The organism is Pseudoalteromonas sp. KS88 (assembly GCF_004766475.1).
In the GTDB taxonomy this organism is placed as follows: Bacteria; Pseudomonadota; Gammaproteobacteria; order Enterobacterales; family Alteromonadaceae; genus Pseudoalteromonas.
Genome location: NZ_PYHV01000020.1, coordinates 84712 through 103357, shown reverse-complemented (window position 1 = coordinate 103357; position 18646 = coordinate 84712). Strand labels below are relative to the sequence as shown.

Annotated in this window: 14 protein-coding genes; all 14 read left to right on the top strand. The window is 39.9% G+C overall.

Annotated elements, in window-relative coordinates; translation table 11 throughout:
• Positions 1–9 precede the first annotated feature (9 nt).
• Positions 10–3072: a toxin VasX gene (locus tag C7Y70_RS14390; RefSeq protein WP_135475402.1), complete on the top strand. Its 3063-nt coding sequence runs from the start codon at positions 10–12 to the stop codon at positions 3070–3072.
• Positions 3073–3092: 20 nt separating this feature from the next.
• A complete protein-coding gene (locus C7Y70_RS14385) occupies positions 3093–4043 on the top strand; it encodes a hypothetical protein (protein WP_135475401.1) in 951 nt (316 codons plus the stop codon).
• 20 nt (positions 4044–4063) lie between these two features.
• A complete protein-coding gene (locus C7Y70_RS14380; protein ID WP_135475400.1) occupies positions 4064–5014 on the top strand; it encodes a hypothetical protein in 951 nt (316 codons plus the stop codon).
• Between the two features lie 20 nt (positions 5015–5034).
• A complete protein-coding gene (locus C7Y70_RS14375; RefSeq protein ID WP_135475399.1) occupies positions 5035–5985 on the top strand; it encodes a hypothetical protein in 951 nt (316 codons plus the stop codon).
• Complete coding sequence (locus C7Y70_RS14370; RefSeq protein WP_135475398.1) at positions 5982–6599, top strand: peptidoglycan-binding domain-containing protein; 618 nt, start codon at positions 5982–5984, stop codon at positions 6597–6599. Before C7Y70_RS14375 ends, C7Y70_RS14370 begins: the two co-directional genes overlap by 4 nt.
• Position 6600: 1 nt before the next feature.
• A complete protein-coding gene (locus C7Y70_RS14365) occupies positions 6601–6987 on the top strand; it encodes a hypothetical protein (protein WP_135475397.1) in 387 nt (128 codons plus the stop codon).
• A gap of 73 nt (positions 6988–7060) precedes the next feature.
• A complete protein-coding gene (locus C7Y70_RS14360; protein WP_245321526.1) occupies positions 7061–8023 on the top strand; it encodes a hypothetical protein in 963 nt (320 codons plus the stop codon).
• Positions 8024–8052: 29 nt separating this feature from the next.
• Complete coding sequence (locus tag C7Y70_RS20695; RefSeq protein ID WP_245321524.1) at positions 8053–8202, top strand: hypothetical protein; 150 nt, start codon at positions 8053–8055, stop codon at positions 8200–8202.
• Positions 8202–8495 carry a hypothetical protein gene (locus C7Y70_RS14355; protein WP_135475396.1) on the top strand — a complete coding sequence of 98 codons (294 nt, stop codon included), beginning with the start codon at positions 8202–8204 and terminating at the stop codon, positions 8493–8495. The genes C7Y70_RS20695 and C7Y70_RS14355 overlap by 1 nt, the downstream gene beginning before the upstream one ends.
• Positions 8495–9616: a hypothetical protein gene (locus C7Y70_RS14350; protein WP_135475395.1), complete on the top strand. Its 1122-nt coding sequence runs from the start codon at positions 8495–8497 to the stop codon at positions 9614–9616. The genes C7Y70_RS14355 and C7Y70_RS14350 overlap by 1 nt, the downstream gene beginning before the upstream one ends.
• Positions 9616–14283: an OmpA family protein gene (locus C7Y70_RS14345; RefSeq protein ID WP_135475394.1), complete on the top strand. Its 4668-nt coding sequence runs from the start codon at positions 9616–9618 to the stop codon at positions 14281–14283. The genes C7Y70_RS14350 and C7Y70_RS14345 overlap by 1 nt, the downstream gene beginning before the upstream one ends.
• A gap of 69 nt (positions 14284–14352) precedes the next feature.
• A complete protein-coding gene (locus C7Y70_RS14340; protein WP_135475393.1) occupies positions 14353–15411 on the top strand; it encodes a hypothetical protein in 1059 nt (352 codons plus the stop codon).
• A 576-nt stretch (positions 15412–15987) separates the two neighbouring features.
• Positions 15988–17541 (top strand): 2-isopropylmalate synthase, encoded by a 1554-nt coding sequence (leuA, locus tag C7Y70_RS14335; RefSeq protein ID WP_099295507.1) that lies wholly within the window; start codon positions 15988–15990, stop codon positions 17539–17541.
• Positions 17538–18614 carry a 3-isopropylmalate dehydrogenase gene (gene leuB, locus C7Y70_RS14330; protein ID WP_135475392.1) on the top strand — a complete coding sequence of 359 codons (1077 nt, stop codon included), beginning with the start codon at positions 17538–17540 and terminating at the stop codon, positions 18612–18614. Before leuA ends, leuB begins: the two co-directional genes overlap by 4 nt.
• Positions 18615–18646 lie beyond the last annotated feature (32 nt).

Below are 18646 nucleotides of genomic sequence, written 5' to 3'. Positions count from 1 at the left end.
AGGAATAGAATGAATACAGCAAATAATGCCTTACCTATGGCGGTTAATAGCATCAATAAAGTGATAGTTGATACTGAAGTGACACCTATTTATCCCGTGAGATATGCCTATGCCAATTTTTTTGAAGAAACATTACATGAAAATGCGCTACCCACAGATTTAAATACGTTATTACATGCAAGAACGATTAAAGATGGGCAGGGTTATATTATTCGTTTACTGCGTGAGGGGTGGGTTTATCTATTTGATGAAGATAATCCTGCAACAGATTTACTGCATATTTTTAAATATGAAAAACGCAAAAGTGATAAAGGCATAGCGACAGAACATTTTGTTAAGTACAAATTTAAAAATGGTGTCGATGCTTCTCAAGGTATCGAAGTGGATACACATAAAAAGTGTAAGCTTTCTGATGATGGTAGCTATGGTTTTGTATTTGCCAGTAGAGAAGTAAAAAAAGTCTCTATTGTTTATACCGAGCATGAATTAGCAAAGGAAGTACTCGATAAGCTGCAAAGTCAGCAAAGCTTTCGTCGCGAATGCATGCAGTTAATTGACCTTCAAAAAGAAGACGGGCAGGACTTTGTTCCAGCTACAGAAACCAATTTGTGGAAGCTTGTTGAAGATTACAGAGAGCGCAAAGAGCGTTTTTTAAAGTTTCAAGCAAGTACAGAGGCTGATCAAAATGAAATTAGTTTAGATGTGCTAACTACGGATGACTCCTACGAGCTTGATGCAAGTTATATTTCCTTACTAATCAATCACACATTGAGGTTTTCTAAAAAATCTAAAATTGTTGCGTTATTTGACCCTGTTGGGCGACAAAAAGATATTGCACTTGCCCATGCTCAGCTGTGTATTTTACAGCAAGCCGAATCCGCTCAAAACATTTATCCCTATACAATAGGCGCGTTTGTACAAGCGCTTTGTAGTAGTAAAGACGAAGTTATTAAAGAAGCCTTAGCAGAAAACATCAACTGGCAAGAGCATGGCCGCTATTGGCAAGCAATGGATAAACGTCAGCGTACATACTTAGCACGCCAGCAAGAGTTCGTCGATTTGTATAGCGCATTTATGGAAGCTGCGCCGCATCAAAATCAAGTGGGGAGCTTAAATACCTACCTGCACAGTTTTTTTGCAGAGCCCGAACAAGATGCTGAGCAGGAAAATGAATTTGTTAAGGTGTGCGATATCTACACTGATATGTTTGCCGGAATGTTAGCATCAGCCCCGGGAAATAAAGCCTTTGAGCAGTTGTTTATTGAAGGAGCTGAACAAGCCGAAAACAACAGTCATACGTCACCAATCGCCATATTTTGGCACTACTTTTTAAGGCCAATCATTACGCAACCACAAAAGGGCACAGACTTTACTGCAAACACCTTAAGAGCACTAGATAGACTGATGGTGACGATAGCCCCGGTTATCTCTAAGTTATATTCACCTACAAAGGTGAGTTTGGACTACGCAAAAAAACTATTTGGTGTAAGTGCTGGGGCAGGGATTAATTATATCGCCAACAAAGTAGTCCCCGCTATCTTAAACGCATATGGCATACAAATACTCGATAAAACAGTTTCTCTCACCGAGTCACAGCTAGAGAAACTGCTTAACCAAGTCATCAATGACTCAAACTTAAACCACACCTTACATGTAACTAACCCGCAAACAGCAGAGCGTTATGTCGGCAGTGCTGAGCATAAAATTAAGCTAGGGCAAGCGGCATTTGACTGGGTTGAAGGCGTAAAAGACGCTAAACTCCCCACGCTGATTACCTTATCAGAAATTCAGGTTGATGCTCGTCATTACAATAATTATGAGTTTGTGCATAGCCCTTACAGTGAAGCGAGTAAAATTGCGCTTTTAGTAGATGGCAGCTTTGCTGGTTTAAGTGCCTTTTTTAATCTTTTAGCAATTAACGACCTAATCCACCAAAATCGATTTGATATAACAAACCCACTAAAAAACCGCTCAACATTTCAATCTGTGATGACATGGACGAGTGTGCTCTCAGCGCTAACGGTTGATATCGCTACCATAGGAAGTGACACACTAAAACTAGGTGTTAAGGTGCAGCCTAAGTTGTTACAACCCCAAGCAATGCAAAAGTTACCATCGCAGGCAACACGTTTAAGTAAATCACTAAGTGAGTTTGTTACGGGTAAAGTGGCTGCTCGGCTTATTTTAGTGGCGAATATTACTGGTGGTATTAGTTCATCAATAAGTAGCTTACATGCTTTTAATATGGGTAGTGACGAGGAAGGGGTTGGCTACTTAGCTATTTCAGCAGGCTCTTTTATTTTGGCAGGGCAAGCGATGCTTTATGGTGCTGGTGCAACAGCAACAACTGGCGCCTTGCCAGTAAGCCTTTTATTAACTGTTGTGGGGTTAATTGCAATCGGTGCAGGTGCGGCAGTTGCATTTATCCATGGTAAAAACGATGTAGAATTATTGCTCTCTTGTTGTTTTTGGGGGGGTAGTGAAAAGTATCCATTTTGGGATAAGGGCGACAAATATAATCCGCTTGATGTATCGGAGGAACGTTTAGAGGTAAGTGATAGATTAGAACTAGCTTTTGATATATATGAAGAGCAAAAAATAGCAGATGCTTACAAAGTGGAATTGCAAGAATTTGAAAATTTATTTAATCGCCCGGTGTTAGCGCTTGAGCATAAAACGGGGCAATCAGATTTTCATTTTACTTTACCTAATTTTAAGCAGGGAATATCGCAATTGCATTTTAAAGTTATGGTAAATAGGTTAGAGCAAGCTGATGGCATGGCGATTGCGTCACTAAAAGGGGGGAGCGAAATTTATACAGTTGTACCAGAAGAAGCCCCCGCTTTAACTAAGCAATTAAAAGAGCAACTAAACGCACTAAAAAGCGCTTTAATATCAGGGGTGGCAACATTTACGTTAAGTTTGCAGCATCAGCACAAAAATAATGTGACTTTGTATTGGTACTATGAGCCTAGCCCTAATAGTATTGTGCCTAAGCGTTACTTAGTTGAAAACGAAGTCCTTGATGATGCAATTATTGGTATGATTGATAATGACTTTATGCCGAACTGAAATTAATAAAAGAGGCCATAATGGCATTAATTAAACCAATTTACCCAGTACCATTAATCAATAAATTAAAAGCGTTGCTGGCATTTAAATTACCTAACGAAGAGATGCCACCACCGCCGATCACCTATGTTGATGATAATGTCTGTAAGCTTAGCAACAACTCAATAAAAGCTCGTAATATGGGTATTATTCCGGCGTTGTGCATGGTGTCATTTATTGCCTTTTACCAGATAGCTGGTTTTTATTCGACATGGAAGTCAAATGAACATAGGATACAGGAACGAGTTGAATTTCATAAAAAAAAATATGGGGAAAATTATTTTTTATCCTCAGCTGTAACCCCGGTAAGAAAAAACAATTATGAGCGGCTCGATGAAAATGGAAAGTTTACATTAAGTAAGTATATAAATTACCGCTACTATGAGACGGCTGATGTTGGCGGCACGGCTAGACTCAAAAGAGATATTTTTATGTTGGTATTTTACATACTGACACTGCCGCCTTTATTGTATTTTCTAATCTTTTTTAAGCGCCAAGCGCCGATGGTGTTTGACCGTAATCGGCAAATTGTTTATCACTGGTATAAGGGCAACGTCCGTGCTCAACATTTTAAAGATCTACGAATACATGAAGACTCACAAATGATGCGTATTCAGACGCGCAGCCTTGGTAAGCGCGGTGATATGCGTTGGGCTAATTTTATGGTGCAACCGCGCCATAACCCTTATTACAACGGTAAAGATGCGTACGAGCCAGTACTGGCGTTTATTTGTCAGTTTATGGAATATGGCCGCGAGCATGTAATGCCACAGCATGAACAGTGGCAAAGCGATGATAAGCCCTTTGCATTTTTTGATGATGAAAAACCAAAAGACTTTGAGCAGCAATTAAATGCAGTGTTAACACATTTGTCAGAGAACGATACAGATATTCCGCTTGATAAAGACAACTTGCCTATTCCTCCAGCATGAATACGGTTAAGTAAAAAACAATGACTTTGATTAAACACCACTACCCAGTACCTTTAGCAAATAAGTTGAAAGTACTACTTAGCTTTCAACTCACTAAAGAGGCACCGCCGCCAACACCGATAGTGTATGTAGATGAACATATTTGTAAGCTTAGTAATAATTCAATGAAAGCCCGTAATATGGGACTGATCCCATTGTTATTAATGATTTTATTTGCTGTACATTTGAATGTTGATGACTTCTATACTGGTTGGGGTAAGAAAGAAGAGTCTGTACAAAAAAAAATAGATTTTTATAAAAAAGAACTTGGTAATAATTATTTTAAATCACCAGATATTCCCGAAGTTCGCAGAATGTGGTTCGAGATGTTAGATGAAAATGGTGAGCTATCATTAAGTAATTATATGCATTATCGATATTATACAACTGCCGAAGTTGGCGGTACTTATCGCCTTAAAAAAGACATTTCACTTTTAGTTTTTTATGCTGTTACTATTCCACTTTTGTTGTTTTTTATTATTCGTTTTAAACGTCAAGCACCGATGGTGTTTGATCGTGATAAACAAATTGTCTACCTCTGGTACAAAGGCAAGGTACGCGCCCAGCACTTTAAAGATTTACGGATTTATGAAGACTTTCAAATGATGCGTATTCAGACACGTGGTTTTGATAAACACAACAACATGCAATGGGCTAATTTTATGGTGCAACCGCGCCATAACCCTTATTACAACGGTAAAGATGCGTATGAGCCAGTACTGGCATTTATTTGTCAATTTATGGAATATGGCCGCGAGCATGTAATGCCACAGCATGAACAGTGGCAAAGCGATGATAAGCCCTTTGCATTTTTTGATGATGAAAAACCAAAAGACTTTGAGCAGCAATTAAATGCAGTGTTAACACATTTATCAGAGAACGATACAGATATCCCGCTTGATAAAGACAACTTGCCTATTCCTCCAGCATGAATACGGTTAAGTAAAAAACAATGACATTAATTAAACCAATTTACCCAGTACCATTAATCAATAAAATAAAAGCGTTGCTGGCATTTAAATTGCCTAGCTCAGAGATGCCACCACCGCCGATCATCTATGTTGATGATAATGCCTGTAAGCTTAGCAACAACTCTATTAAAGCACGTAATATGGGCATTATCCCGATGTTATTCATGGTGTCATTTATTGCGTTTTACCAGGTAGTTGGTTTTTATTCTATGTGGAAGTCAGTTGAACAGGAAACTTTGGAATATATTGACTCTTATAAAAAAAAATACGGAGAAAACTATTTTTTATCTTCCACTTTACCCCCCGTGAGGAAAAATATTTATGAACGGCTTGATGAAAATGGCAAAATGTCATTAAGCCGCTATATGCATTATCACTACTATGAAACCGCTGATGTTGGCGGTACGTTTCGCCTTAAGCGAGATATAATTTTATCCATCTTTATTATACTAACACTTCCGCCCTTATTGTATTTTTTGATCTTTTTTAAACGCCAAGCGCCGATGGTGTTTGACCGTAATCGGCAAATTGTTTATCACTGGTATAAGGGCAACGTTCGCGCCCAGCATTTTAAAGACCTACGAATACATGAAGACTCTCAAATGATGCGTATTCAAACGCGCAGCCTTGGTAAGCGCGGTGACATGCAATGGGCAAACTTTATGGTGCAACCTCGTCATAATCCTTATTACAACGGCAAAGATGCGTACGAGCCAGTATTGGCATTTATTTGCCAATTTATGGAATATGGCCGCGAGCATGTAATGCCACAGCATGAACAGTGGCAAACCGATGACAAACCCTTTGCATTTTTTGATGATGAAAAACCAAAAGATTTTGCGCAGCAGCTAAATGCGGTGTTAACACATTTATCGGAGAATGATACAGATATCCCGCTTGATAAAGACAATTTACCCATTCCCCCTGTGTGAATAAGGTAAGGGCTGATGGTTTTAGAACTTCAAAAGCGCTTTATAACCACCCCAGTAATGCTGAGTTTAGAGCGCTGCGCCCTGATCCAAACTTAATTTACCCGGGCGATGAAATTACCATACCACCTAAAAAAGAAAAGTTTATGCCGCTGCGCACCAGTAGCGTAAACACCTTTGTAGTACAAAACGAAAAAGAATATTTTCGCCTGCAAATAATTCATGAAGATGGTGATGACATCACTGGCAAACGTATTGTACTCAACATAGGCAGCCAAACTATCGATACCGTTTTACCGAGCGACGGCCTAGTTGAAGTTGAGCTAAACGAAAACGACACCCTCACCGCTCAAGTCGATTTATACCTCAAGGAAGATCAAAGCTCACCCAGTGAAAGTTTTACCGCACAAGTTGGTCATTTAGACCCAATAGACACGCTTTCAGGCGTGCAAGCGCGTTGTAATTTACTGGGCTTTGACTGCGGTAAGGTAGATGGCATTAATGGCCCAAAAACCAAAGCCGGGGTAAAAGAATTTCAATATGAGCACGAACTTGAAGTCGATAGCATTGCGGGGCCTAAAACCAAAGCAAAATTACAGCAAGTATTTGGGAGTTAAAATGAGTGCTTTACAGTGTACGCCCATGCAAGTAAATAATATAAATAAAAAGTATATTACAGATCCAAAAATCACCTTTGCATACCAGTTAAATTTAACTAAATCATCGGCCAAACCAATAAACCCGCTCAATGAGAAAATTATTTTGGAACATGTGGAAAGCTGTTGGCGCCAAGAATGCCCTGTTGGAGAACGGCGTATTGTAGATACAGATTGGGTTCGGCTCACGTTTAAAAAAATCCCTACAGAAGGTACATTTAATTTATTACAAGATCCTAATGACGGGGCTGAGCCTTTTTATATATTTGAACGAGTGCCTTATGCACAGCTCAGTGGTCAAACACCGCAAGCAGAATTAATGCCAAGCATTAATATAGATGATGAGTGAATTTATTATAAATAATATAGATTTATAAGATAAATCTATTAATAAATTCACACCGCATATACTAGGATTATCCATGTTATTAATCCCACGGAACAAAACCCGATTTAAACCGTTTTTACACAACATAACGGATATAAAGGCGTTTAGTAAAAGCGTGCGTAGCAGCGCAATGATATTGCTAAGTATTACTACATTGCTATTAACTGCGTGTGGCGGTGAAGTTAAACCACCAGAAAAACAAGTTGTTGAAGAGCAACCAAGCCGATTTAGTAAAGATAAAATGGCGTATCGTCATACATACCACCCTGAATGGCCAAAAGAGGTGCGCAATGAGGTGTATGGCGATAAAGAAACGTTTTCAACTCCGCGAATTTTATTTAGTACCGACATAGAGTGGACGGGGCAAACTACATTATTTTCTGCGCGCATGGATGGCTCTGATAGGCGCCGGATTATTCCCGAAACTGCATTTAATGATAAATGGATGGTTGGGCTACATAAGCCTGAGCGCTCGCCAGATAACCGCTACATTGCTTTATCTATGGATACAACAGAGCACGGTTTTACCCGTGAGCTGTGGGACACTAAAACCCAACAGTTTATTTTTATGAGTAAAGGCTATGGTCATGCCCATTTTAACTGGACCAAAGACAGTGAAAATGTGATTTTTTACGCCAGTGGTAAGCATTATAACTACCATGTGCCTACAAAAAAGCTCACTGAGCGGCCAATTATTTACTCTAATGGCTTGTTTTTATTGCCAGATGGTAAAACTTTTTTAGCCGATAAAAAAAATAAATATTGGTTACATGATTTTAATGGCGACGTGAATGAAAAGGTTGATTTAGGCTATAACACCCATTTTACTATGAAGTATTTAGAAGTATCCCCCTTTGGCGTTTATATTTATTTTGTATCAGAGGGGCTTGGGGCCGCGCAAAATTATTGGATTAATTTATCAGACCCCAGCAAGCGCATTATACTACCAAGGAAAGCAGGGACGTTTTTTTTCTCAGATAAAAAAATAAAGTGTTAACTAGGAGGTTTAAAGATTCGACTGATTTAATGGGAAATGGTCAGACTTATTTAGATTATTTTTTTTATGAATTCGATTTAAATACTCAGCAAACACGAGAAATACCCATCAAAGAAAGTAATATTTGGGGCATGATGCGAGTATATATTTATGGCGTGTTTAATATCAAGGATGAATAATGACAGAGCAATTTAATACAGGGATTTGTAGCTTCCCTAAAGCGTATTTACTCACGGGTTATGTAAATGAAGGTAAGCCAATTAGTAAGCTCACCCCGCTGTTTAACCGTGTGGTGGTGGCTGATAGTAATGAAGCGACACCAATACTATTAAGTAGTGATGAAGGTGCGGTGTTAGAAACTGTTGATGGCAAGCAGTTGACAACACGAAACCCGTTTCATGCTCCGATACCTAGAAATCCTCACATAGCTGCGATCGCAACCAATCTACACAGTACAATCAAGGACTATTGATGTCATTAATCTCAGTAAAAAACTCACTTCTAACGCCGCTGTTAACTAAGTCATTTTCACGCCGTGCAATCATAATGTTACTAAGTGTCGCTACGTTGCTATTAACAGGCTGTGGTGATGAAGTTAAACCACCAGAAAAACAAACGGCTGAACAAGAACAACCTAGCCGGTTTAGTAAAGGTAATTTTGCATATCGCCACACATACCATCCTGAGTGGCCTAAAGAGGTGCGCAATGAGGTGTATGGCGATAAAGAAACATTTTCAACCCCACGTATTTTATTTAGTGCTGATATAGAGTGGATGGAGCAAACTACATTATTTTCTGCACGTATGGATGGCTCTGATAGGCGCCGCATTATTCCCGAAACCGCATTTACTGATAAATGGATGGTTGGGCTACATAAACCTGAGCGCTCGCCAGATAACCGCTACATTGCTTTATCTATGGATACAACAGAGCACGGCTTTACCCGTGAGCTGTGGGACACTAAAACCCAACAGTTTATTTTTATGAGTAAAGGCCATGGTTATGCGCATTTTAATTGGACTAAAGACAGTGAAAATGTGATTTTTTACGCCAGTGGTAAACATTATAACTACCACGTACCCACTAAAACACTTACTGAGCGGCCAATTATTTACTCTAATGGCTTGTATTTATTGCCAGATGGTAAAACCTTTTTAGCACATAAAAAAAATGAGTATTGGTTGCATGATTTTAATGGCGATGTGATAGAGAAGGTCGATTTAGGGTATAACAACCACCTTTCTATGCGTAGTTTTAAGGTATCACCTTTTGGTGATTATATTTATTTTGTATCAGAGGGGCTTGGGGCAGCGCAAAATTACTGGATTAATTTATCAGACCCCAGTAAGCGCATTATATTGCCAAAAAAAACATGGAGTTATTTTTTCTCAGATAAAAAAAATAAGGTATTTTCGAAATACCTAAAAAAGACTAAAAAGCCAATTGGTACTGGTGGTTTTTTTTATGATGTGTACCTTGAGGAATATAACCTTATTACAAAAGAAAAAAAGTCCATACTAATTAAAGAGACCAACATTTGGGGTATGGGCAGTATACGTATTTTAGATGTGTTTAATATCAAGGATGAATAATGACAGAGCGATTTAATACAGGAATATGTAGCTTCCCTAAAGCGTATTTATTGACGGGCTATGTGAATGAAGGTAAGCCAATTAGTAAGCTCACCCCGCTGTTTAACCGTGTGGTGGTGGCTGATAGCGATGGAGCTGCCCCAATACTGTTAAGTAGTGATGAAGGTGCGGTGCTTGAGGCTGTTGATGACAAGCAGTTAACAACACGAACACTGTTTCATGCCCATAAAACCCGACCTATTATAGTGCCGCCGGTTGATGCGATAAGCTTGTTAGCGGCAAGCCAAGGTGATAAGTGGTTTGATGCGTTTAAAACTCAACTAGAAAGCTATAAGGGTAAAACTAATACTCTCAGCTACAAAGAAATTGCAGTTGCAGATTTACAACGCCCCGACACTAATAATAAAGATACAACCTACAGCGACTGGTATAATGAACACATTATTAAATGCAAGGTAACCCATATTTATGGTTATGTTATACCCAAAACACGGGCGCTGTTGCTCAGTGTAAATCGCTCTATTCCGCTGGCAACTGGCGATGGTAATGTTGAAATAATAAAAGGTGCTGAAGCGCCAATTAAAGGTTTTTTTGATATAGCAAAAGCCAAGAAAGAAGAAAGTAAAGTTTATAGTGCAGTTATAAATAATAATGATCAAAAACTGAGGGCTGGTTTATATAAAATCCGGATAAAGTTAGACGCTTTAGAGTTAGAAAAAAGGCTTTATCTTTGGAGTCAAAACGCTCTTAACTATGACGAAGATGGCACCCCTTATTACGAACTCAGCGAAATGTTGCATTTTGACATTCAAAATGAAGCGGGTGAATTTGATATTATTAACTGCGATCCAATTTCAGTTGAAGAGTCACTGATTAAGCAGTTTCCGAGTTATTACACCCACTTAATCAACTTTGCAAAAAACACGGCCTCTGCCCCTGAGGCTTTTGATCCTAATGAGCCAAAAAAAGGCTTGCCTGAATATGGCTCGCCTGATGCCAAAATGCCGAATAGCAAACCTACGGCAATTGCCAGTGGTTTTTTAGATTACTGTACAAACTGGGAGTTAACTAAAACCCGCGCCAGCCTTGCTGCGGGCTTTTTAGTTGCCGACATGCAGCAATATGTTGATGCCGATGGCGTACACTATGATAACCGAGGGAAATTTGCCAAGTTAGTAGCTAAAACGCTGCATACACACTTTCAAACTAACCAAGACCCTGCAGTATCAGCAATGCTTGATGCTACCTTTGCACTTGATAGCGGTGTTGATGCCTGGGCTAAAATGAGGGAGGCATTAACTAACCCCAGTGGCGTGACAACAAGCGATGCATTAAGCAAATACTTCTTGCCTTTTAGTAAATCGCATCCATTAACTGAAAATGAGAGACTGCAATTCAATAATACCTTCGGTAGTAAGTTAGGTATTCCTGCGAGCGTACTTAACGTATTAGATAAGTCTATTAATACCGTTAATTTAGCTGTAAGTATTAGCGCGTTTAGTAAGGCGACCATATCGTATTTTGGTGAAGCGGAAAACACCTTAAACACCAGTGTTAGTCATTATAAAAGAGTAGCTGATGATTATTTTGCCCGTTTAAGCGAGCGCGAAGTAAGCCACGATGTAGTTATTCAAAGCCAGTTTGAACTTGATAGTGACGTTGTGAGTGAGCGGTACCAAAATGAAATAATATCGCGTAGCCAAATTATTGTTGAAGGGCTGCTCGCAAACCCTAATGCAATGGTTGATATTTCAGGGTATACCTGTGATATAGGTGGCGTTGAATATAATAAAAAGCTGTCTTTAAGGCGCGCTGAGGCTGTTAAAACTATTTTAGCTGAGCAAATGATTAGCCGCGGTATGGATCATAACCAAGTTGAATCTCGCATGCGGGTATATGGGTACGGCATGCTTGAGAACGTGGTTGATAACGACTCAGAAAGCCAACGTGCAATTAACCGGCGGGTAAGCCTTAAAGCTTATATTGTCAGTAGCCTTGCTGTAAGTGCTTCTCGTGAGGGGCTGAATAATTTAGAACGTTACCGTAGCTTAAGTGTTGAGAAAAAAATAGCACGCTCAAAAGAGGGCGACAAAGCATTAATGGCCGCGCTTGACACTGCGCTTGCGGTATTAAGTGTAATACCTCATACCGCGCTTGTGGCACGTTCAATTGGGCTTGCTAAAGCGGTGGTAGACGCCGCGCCTGTTGTTACTCGTGGCGTTGCTGCCTTAGCTGATGAAATAATGACAGATAATATATGCAAACAATATTTAGCGGTTGATGATAGGCAAAAACAGCAAAGCGAACGAAGTAGCGCCAACCAAGCATTAACGCGTGATTTAGTCAAAGAGATGAACAGTAACCACACCATTGCTAATAGCACTTTATGGGCGGCGCAATACAGAGTAAGAGCTGAAGCCATTGCGGGTTTAGTGGGGTTACTACTGAGAGCGCAAGTGTATGCAAGCAGCAAAGAAGACTATATCAACAATGCAAAAAAATTAGAGATTCAGGCCTATATTGAAAACTTTCTACTTGGCGATGAGTGGGCGTACCCGCTAATAGATAATGCGGTAATAAAAATGGATACGTTTTGGGTTAACTTAGTTGAAAACGTAAATAAAATGAAAGGCTCTGGTGCCGCTGAGCGGGAATACCAATTAACCTATGGTGTAAACCAAGACTTTAAATTAACCGCCGCAAGTAATCGTAAAACGTTATACGACAACCACGTACAAGTAATAGATGATAATAGATCAACTGCAAGTTGGCTAAGTGTAATTAGCCCTGCGCTTGGGTTTTATATGATGTCTAAAGCGCCAGTGTCTTCCTTGCAAGGTTACTTACAAACACAGTATCAAAAGTATTTTCCGATACATACCTTAGGCACCAATGAGCTTGACAACTTTATTGATACTTTTGACCCATTAATGATGCAATACGGTGAAGCAAATTATCATTGTAGTGTGATGTATTACCAAGATGTTAATACTAAAAAATGGCACTTAATGAGTGATTTAGGGGATGAATCAATTACCCCATTTACACCGGTTAGAGTGCTGGTGGTGTTTGATGAAACAATGGCCCACATAGCACCACTCACATTTGAAGTGCAACGCATTGATGGTTGGGATGTAACCAGTATTAAGTATTCAGAGCTTGCGCGTGCGCTGACCAAAGATGAGCTATTTATTAATCAAGACGGTTTTGATGAATCGCGTTATATAGGCATGGTTGGCTGTGTATTTCAGCCATTTTATCAACTTGGGCCTAAAACGTATTTAGGTATAAAGCCAACCGCACACCAAGGGGCCTTTTTATTACCCGGGATAAATACCGTTGATGATTATGCTGACTCTGGTCGCCTCAGTAATATGCGCTATAGAATTATGTGCCAAGTGGCTGGCACGGCAAGTGTAGATTTACCGCTTAAACAAACACCTTCACAAGGCCCCGTTGAGTTTGATGGGGTATTTAGTTTTATTGAAGACGACTTTTTAGTGAGTGTTGATAAAGAAAAACACAGCTCACTGTTAATTAAAGACTACCTAACGAGCTATGATTCAAGCTTTGCCTACCCTGCGTTATTTGATGGTGAGAAAACCGTTACTATGGCAATTAGAATTGGGGGCGAAGGCGCGCCATTTATCTCATTAGCGAATTTAAACAATGAGTATTTAGAGGGACCTTACAAAAAAACTATTAATGAAGAGCTGTATAAGCGCGAGCTTAGGGCAATTGAAAATAAAAACAACCTTACCATCACTCGCCACGGTAATAGCCTTAAAATTAAAAAATATGATTGGGATACTGAAATAGAAGTGTTTGTCGTGGTAACCGCCGATGAGTTACTTGAAAGTAATTATAGCAAAGACCTGATCAACCTTAACCCCAATACTATTCCGTGCTCTTTAAGTATGGCGGGTATTTCGTCAAGTTGGCTTAAAGACAGTGAGTTGCAAGGGCCTACTTATTCCAGTAATTTAATTAATATTGGTGAAATTGAGCGTTCTTTAACAGGTGGTTTTAACAGAGGCAAAATACGTGGTAATCACTATAAACTAACAAGACGACGTAAAGTTAAAGAGCAATTTCAACTTCGCGATTTTATCTCATTTTTAAAAGATGATTCTCCAGAGGTACTCTCGTTGTTTAATTGGCATAACAAAAAAGCTGAGTTAGATAAGCAAGGCCAAACTGAGAAAAAGCATTTGTATGTCGCACGTTTTAAACTGGATTATAAAACCCCTAAAGGTAATACCGTAAAAGGTATTCGCCCTTTTGGTAACGTGGATATAAACGCTAATGGCTCGGTTGATGAATCACCTAAACTATGTTTTAAAGAATTTAGAACGGCTGGTAATTCAGGTATAAACGTTGCCGACTTTAGCACTGTTGATGGCTTGTTATTCGATGATACATACAGTCACGGCTTTGCCCTAGAGGTGGACTTACCGAAATCAGTAATCAATAACGCGCCATGGTCTAAAGCAATGAATAGTAAACGCTATAACAAACTCGAACCGCACTTAAACGATCACCAAAAAGGTTTTTATCATTCAAATGAGATGACGGCTGATGAGGTCAAGGAATGGTTTGAATTACATTCGAAAAGTTTAGATGAAGTCAGTATCGAGGCGATTAATGTTCGCAAATTAAGCGATTAAACATTGCGTAAATAAAGAGCTCATTGATATGGGCTTTTTTATTTAGATTTTTATAAAAGGATTTTTAAGGTGTTTTTTAAAAAGGGCTATACGGTATCCGTATTTGTGTTTATAGCTTTATTAACCGGTTGCTCTGAGCCATCTTCACAAGGCTCTGAGCAGGCAGAGGTTGATGTTGCTAAATACCCATGGGCTAAAGAACATCAAGACCACCCTGAGTGGCCGATGGAAATACGTGAAGAGGTGTATGGCGATGCAGATACATTTTCATCCCCGCGGTTAATGTTTTGGAATAAATACAAATACAGTGAGGTACGCACGCTGTGGTCATCAAGACTCGATGGCTCAGACAGGCGTCGTATTATTCCTGAAGAGGTGTTTATAGAGTTCAGGCCTGTAGGGCTGCATAAATCAAATCGCTCACCAGATAATCGTCATATCGCTATTTCAGGGTATTTAAATAACAGAGCGACGCGCCAGCTATACGACACTAAAGAGAAAAAGCTCATTACCATGTCGGGCGGTGGAGGTTACCCATCATTTAACTGGACCTTAGACAGTGACAATGTGATTTTTTATGCAGATGGTAAACATTACAACTACAAGGTATCAACAGCAACACTTACACAGCGCGAAATAATTTACTCTGACGAGTTATTTTTACTCCCGGGCGATAAAGAGTTTTTAGCGGTAAAGCACGATGGCTTTTGGATACATAAGTTTAATGGTGAAGTAGTGCGCAAAGTTAATTTTGGTTTTCCGAAAGCGTGGGAAATGAAAAACCACCGTATTTCACCTGATGGTAAGTATTTAGCGTTTATGACTCACTCAAGGCCGAAAGCACATTTTCATTGGGTGAATATTGCTAACCCAGAAATAAAGAACTCAGAAATAGGAGAAGGTAATGGCGTTATCTTCTCTAATAAAGAAGATTATCAGTTTGAATATACCAATCGCAATTTGCCTGAGCGTAATGAGAAAGGGTGGTTCCTTTCAGAGCGTATTATAAGAACAATAAACATAGTGACAGGCGAGCAATCAGAAGCATTAGAAAAAGAGAATAATATTTGGGGTATGGGCTCAATATACCCTATAGCAATTACGAATTCGGCAATGCAAGGAAGTTAATATGCATGAACTAAGCAAAGGATCTGCAAGCCCACTTGTTTATTTGTTGACAGGTTATGTTGAAAATAATAAACCGATTCCATCGATGTGAAAGTAGGTTCAATATGGCTCAAATCATTTCGGCTCTTCGGCCATAAAGTGAGTAATGACACTTTTTAATCATTAAACATGTGATTACTTTACAAACTTAAATAAAAGTGACAAAACTTATCTAATCGGGGATCACTTTAAAGCCGATTTAATTATGGTGACAAGAAACGTGTTTTGTATTTTTAATCTTATTATTTAAGGTATGTTAGTTTATATTTTCTTTGTGGTTGTGTTTTAAAGGTGTTTTGTGAAATTTTTATGCTTGCTTCGATCTCTCTGTAATGTTAAAAATAGGCTTCACTGAACACACACATTTAGTAAAGATGATGCAAAATACACAGTTAATTACATTAAAACTAAACCTCCTGCTGCTAACGTATGTGAGCGGGCATTAGTGTATCTTCATTAAAAAACATTAAAAGACCCCGCAAAATGCGGGGTTTTTTTTATCTCGCAATTAGGGTAGCTGAGAATTAAGGGTAGATTATGCAGGATAAAGACAAGGTATGGATTTTCGACACCACATTACGTGACGGTGAGCAGGCGCTTAAAGCAAGCCTAACTGAAGATGATAAAATTCAACTGGCACACACGATCAGCCGCCTAAATGTGGATGTGATGGAAGTGGGCTTTCCGGTTTCGAGCCCTGCCGATTTTCGTTCAGTACAACGCATTGCGACTGAAGTAAAAGGTCCTATTATCTGTGGCTTAGCTCGCTCTGTTGCTAAAGACATTGAAGCCTGCGGCGAAGCACTTCGCACAGCACAGCAAAGCCGTATTCATACTTTTATCGCTACCAGCCCATTGCACTTAGAGCACAAATTACGTATGAGCTTAGATGACGCTACAGCCATGGCGGTTAAATCAATCAAACTTGCTCGTAACTATACCGATGATGTGGAATTTTCATGTGAAGATGCCGGCCGTACACCGCATTGGGATTTATGCAAAATTGTTGAACAGGCCATCAATGCCGGTGCTTCAACAATTAATTTACCCGATACCGTTGGTTTTGTAACACCAGACGAGTACGCGGCGATGATCCATCATTTAATGAATAATGTGCCTAATATTGATAAAGCCCGTTTAAGTGTGCATTGCCATAACGACTTAGGCTTAGCGGTGGCAAACTCTGTTGCAGCTGTTCAAGCTGGCGCACGCCAAATTGAATGTACTATCAATGGTATTGGTGAACGTGCGGGTAACTGCTCGCTTGAAGAAGTGGCGATGATTATGAAAATGCGCCAAGACCACTTAAAAGTACACACTGATATTCGCAGTGAAGAAATTTACCGCGCATCACGCCAAGTGGCAAAAATTTGTAATATGCCAGTGCAGCCTAACAAAGCGATTGTGGGCGAAAACGCCTTTGCGCACAGTTCTGGCATTCACCAAGATGGTGTATTAAAAGCGCAAAATACCTATGAGATTATGTCGCCAGAAAGCGTAGGTGTACCAAACAACCAATTAAATATGACTTCACGCTCAGGTCGCCACGTTATTGAACATCGTTTAGAGGAGCTAGGTTACCAAAAGTCTGATTACGATATGGATAGCTTGTATGCAAGCTTCTTAGCCTTAGCTGATCAGAAGGGCACGGTTTACGACTATGATCTTGAAGCGATGATTTATTTTAATCAAATCAGTGATAAAGACGAAAAATACCAATTAGAGTTTGTTAACTCTACCTCTAACTCGCAGTCAGTGGCGAGCTCAACGATTGGCATGACTATCGGTGGCGAATCGAAACAAGAAGCCGCAACCGGCAATGGCCCAGTTGAAGCGTCATTCTTAGCGATTGAGCGCTTAACGGGTATGGCTGTTGAAATGATAGAGTTTAATTTAGAAGCCACCGGTGAAGGCGCAAGTTCACTGGGGCAAGTCAATATTATAGCTAAATACGATGGTCGTCCTTATCACGGTGCGGGCATTGCAGCGGATGTGGTTGAAGCGTCAGTACGCGCCATGATCCGTGTTTATAACTTAATTTATCGTGCACAAAAAGTGTCTGATTTAAAACAACAAAGGAAAGCAGGATGAGTCAAACAAATTATAGCGTTGCGGTATTAGCAGGCGACGGTATCGGCCCAGAAGTAATGGCAGCAGCAGAAAGTGTACTTGATGCTGTAAGTAACAAGTTTGGCTTTACCATGACTCGCCATCCTCATGCGATTGGCGGTGCGGCAATTGATGAATTTGGCAAAGCATTACCAGATACAACACTTGCAGCCTGTGAAAAGGCTGATGCGATTTTATTTGGCTCAGTCGGAGGCCCGAAATGGGAGCATTTACCGGCAAATGAACAACCAGAGCGCGCCTCTTTATTGCCACTGCGTAAGCACTTTGGACTGTTTTGTAATTTACGCCCAGCACAGCTATTACCAGCATTAAGTGCAGCTTCGCCACTGCGAGCAGATATAAGTGAGCGTGGCTTTGATATTTTATGTGTGCGTGAATTAACCGGTGGTATTTATTTTGGTGATAAAGGCCGTACTGGTGAAGGTGCTGATGAAGCTGCATTTGATACACAAACTTACTCACGCAAAGAAATAGAACGTATTGCGCGTTTTGCCTTTGAAGCGGCAAAGTTGCGTAGCAATCATGTTACCTCAGTAGATAAAGCGAACGTACTTGCATCAAGTGTATTATGGCGTGAAGTGGTGACAGAAATAAGCAAAGACTACCCAGAAGTCAGCCTAGATTACATCTATGTTGATAATGCAGCGATGCAACTAGTTAAGCAACCAAGCCAGTTTGACGTATTGCTTTGCGATAACTTATTTGGTGATATTTTGTCAGATGAGTGCGCGATGATCACCGGCTCTATGGGGTTATTACCTTCAGCCAGTTTGAATCAATCGGGTTTTGGTATGTATGAACCTGCTGGTGGCTCTGCACCTGATATTGCAGGAAAAGGTATTGCTAACCCAATCGCACAAATTTTAAGTGCTGCACTGATGTTGCGTTATTCGCTAGGCCAAGACGAAGCGGCGCGTAGTATTGAAAAAGCAGTCGCCGAAGCCGTTGAGGCAGGCGTTGGTACGCCAGATATTTATCCAAATGGCGGATATACGACTAGTGATGTTGCAGCAGCAATCGTTTCACGCATCTAAATATTTTCATAGCCGAAGCACCGTTATGCTTC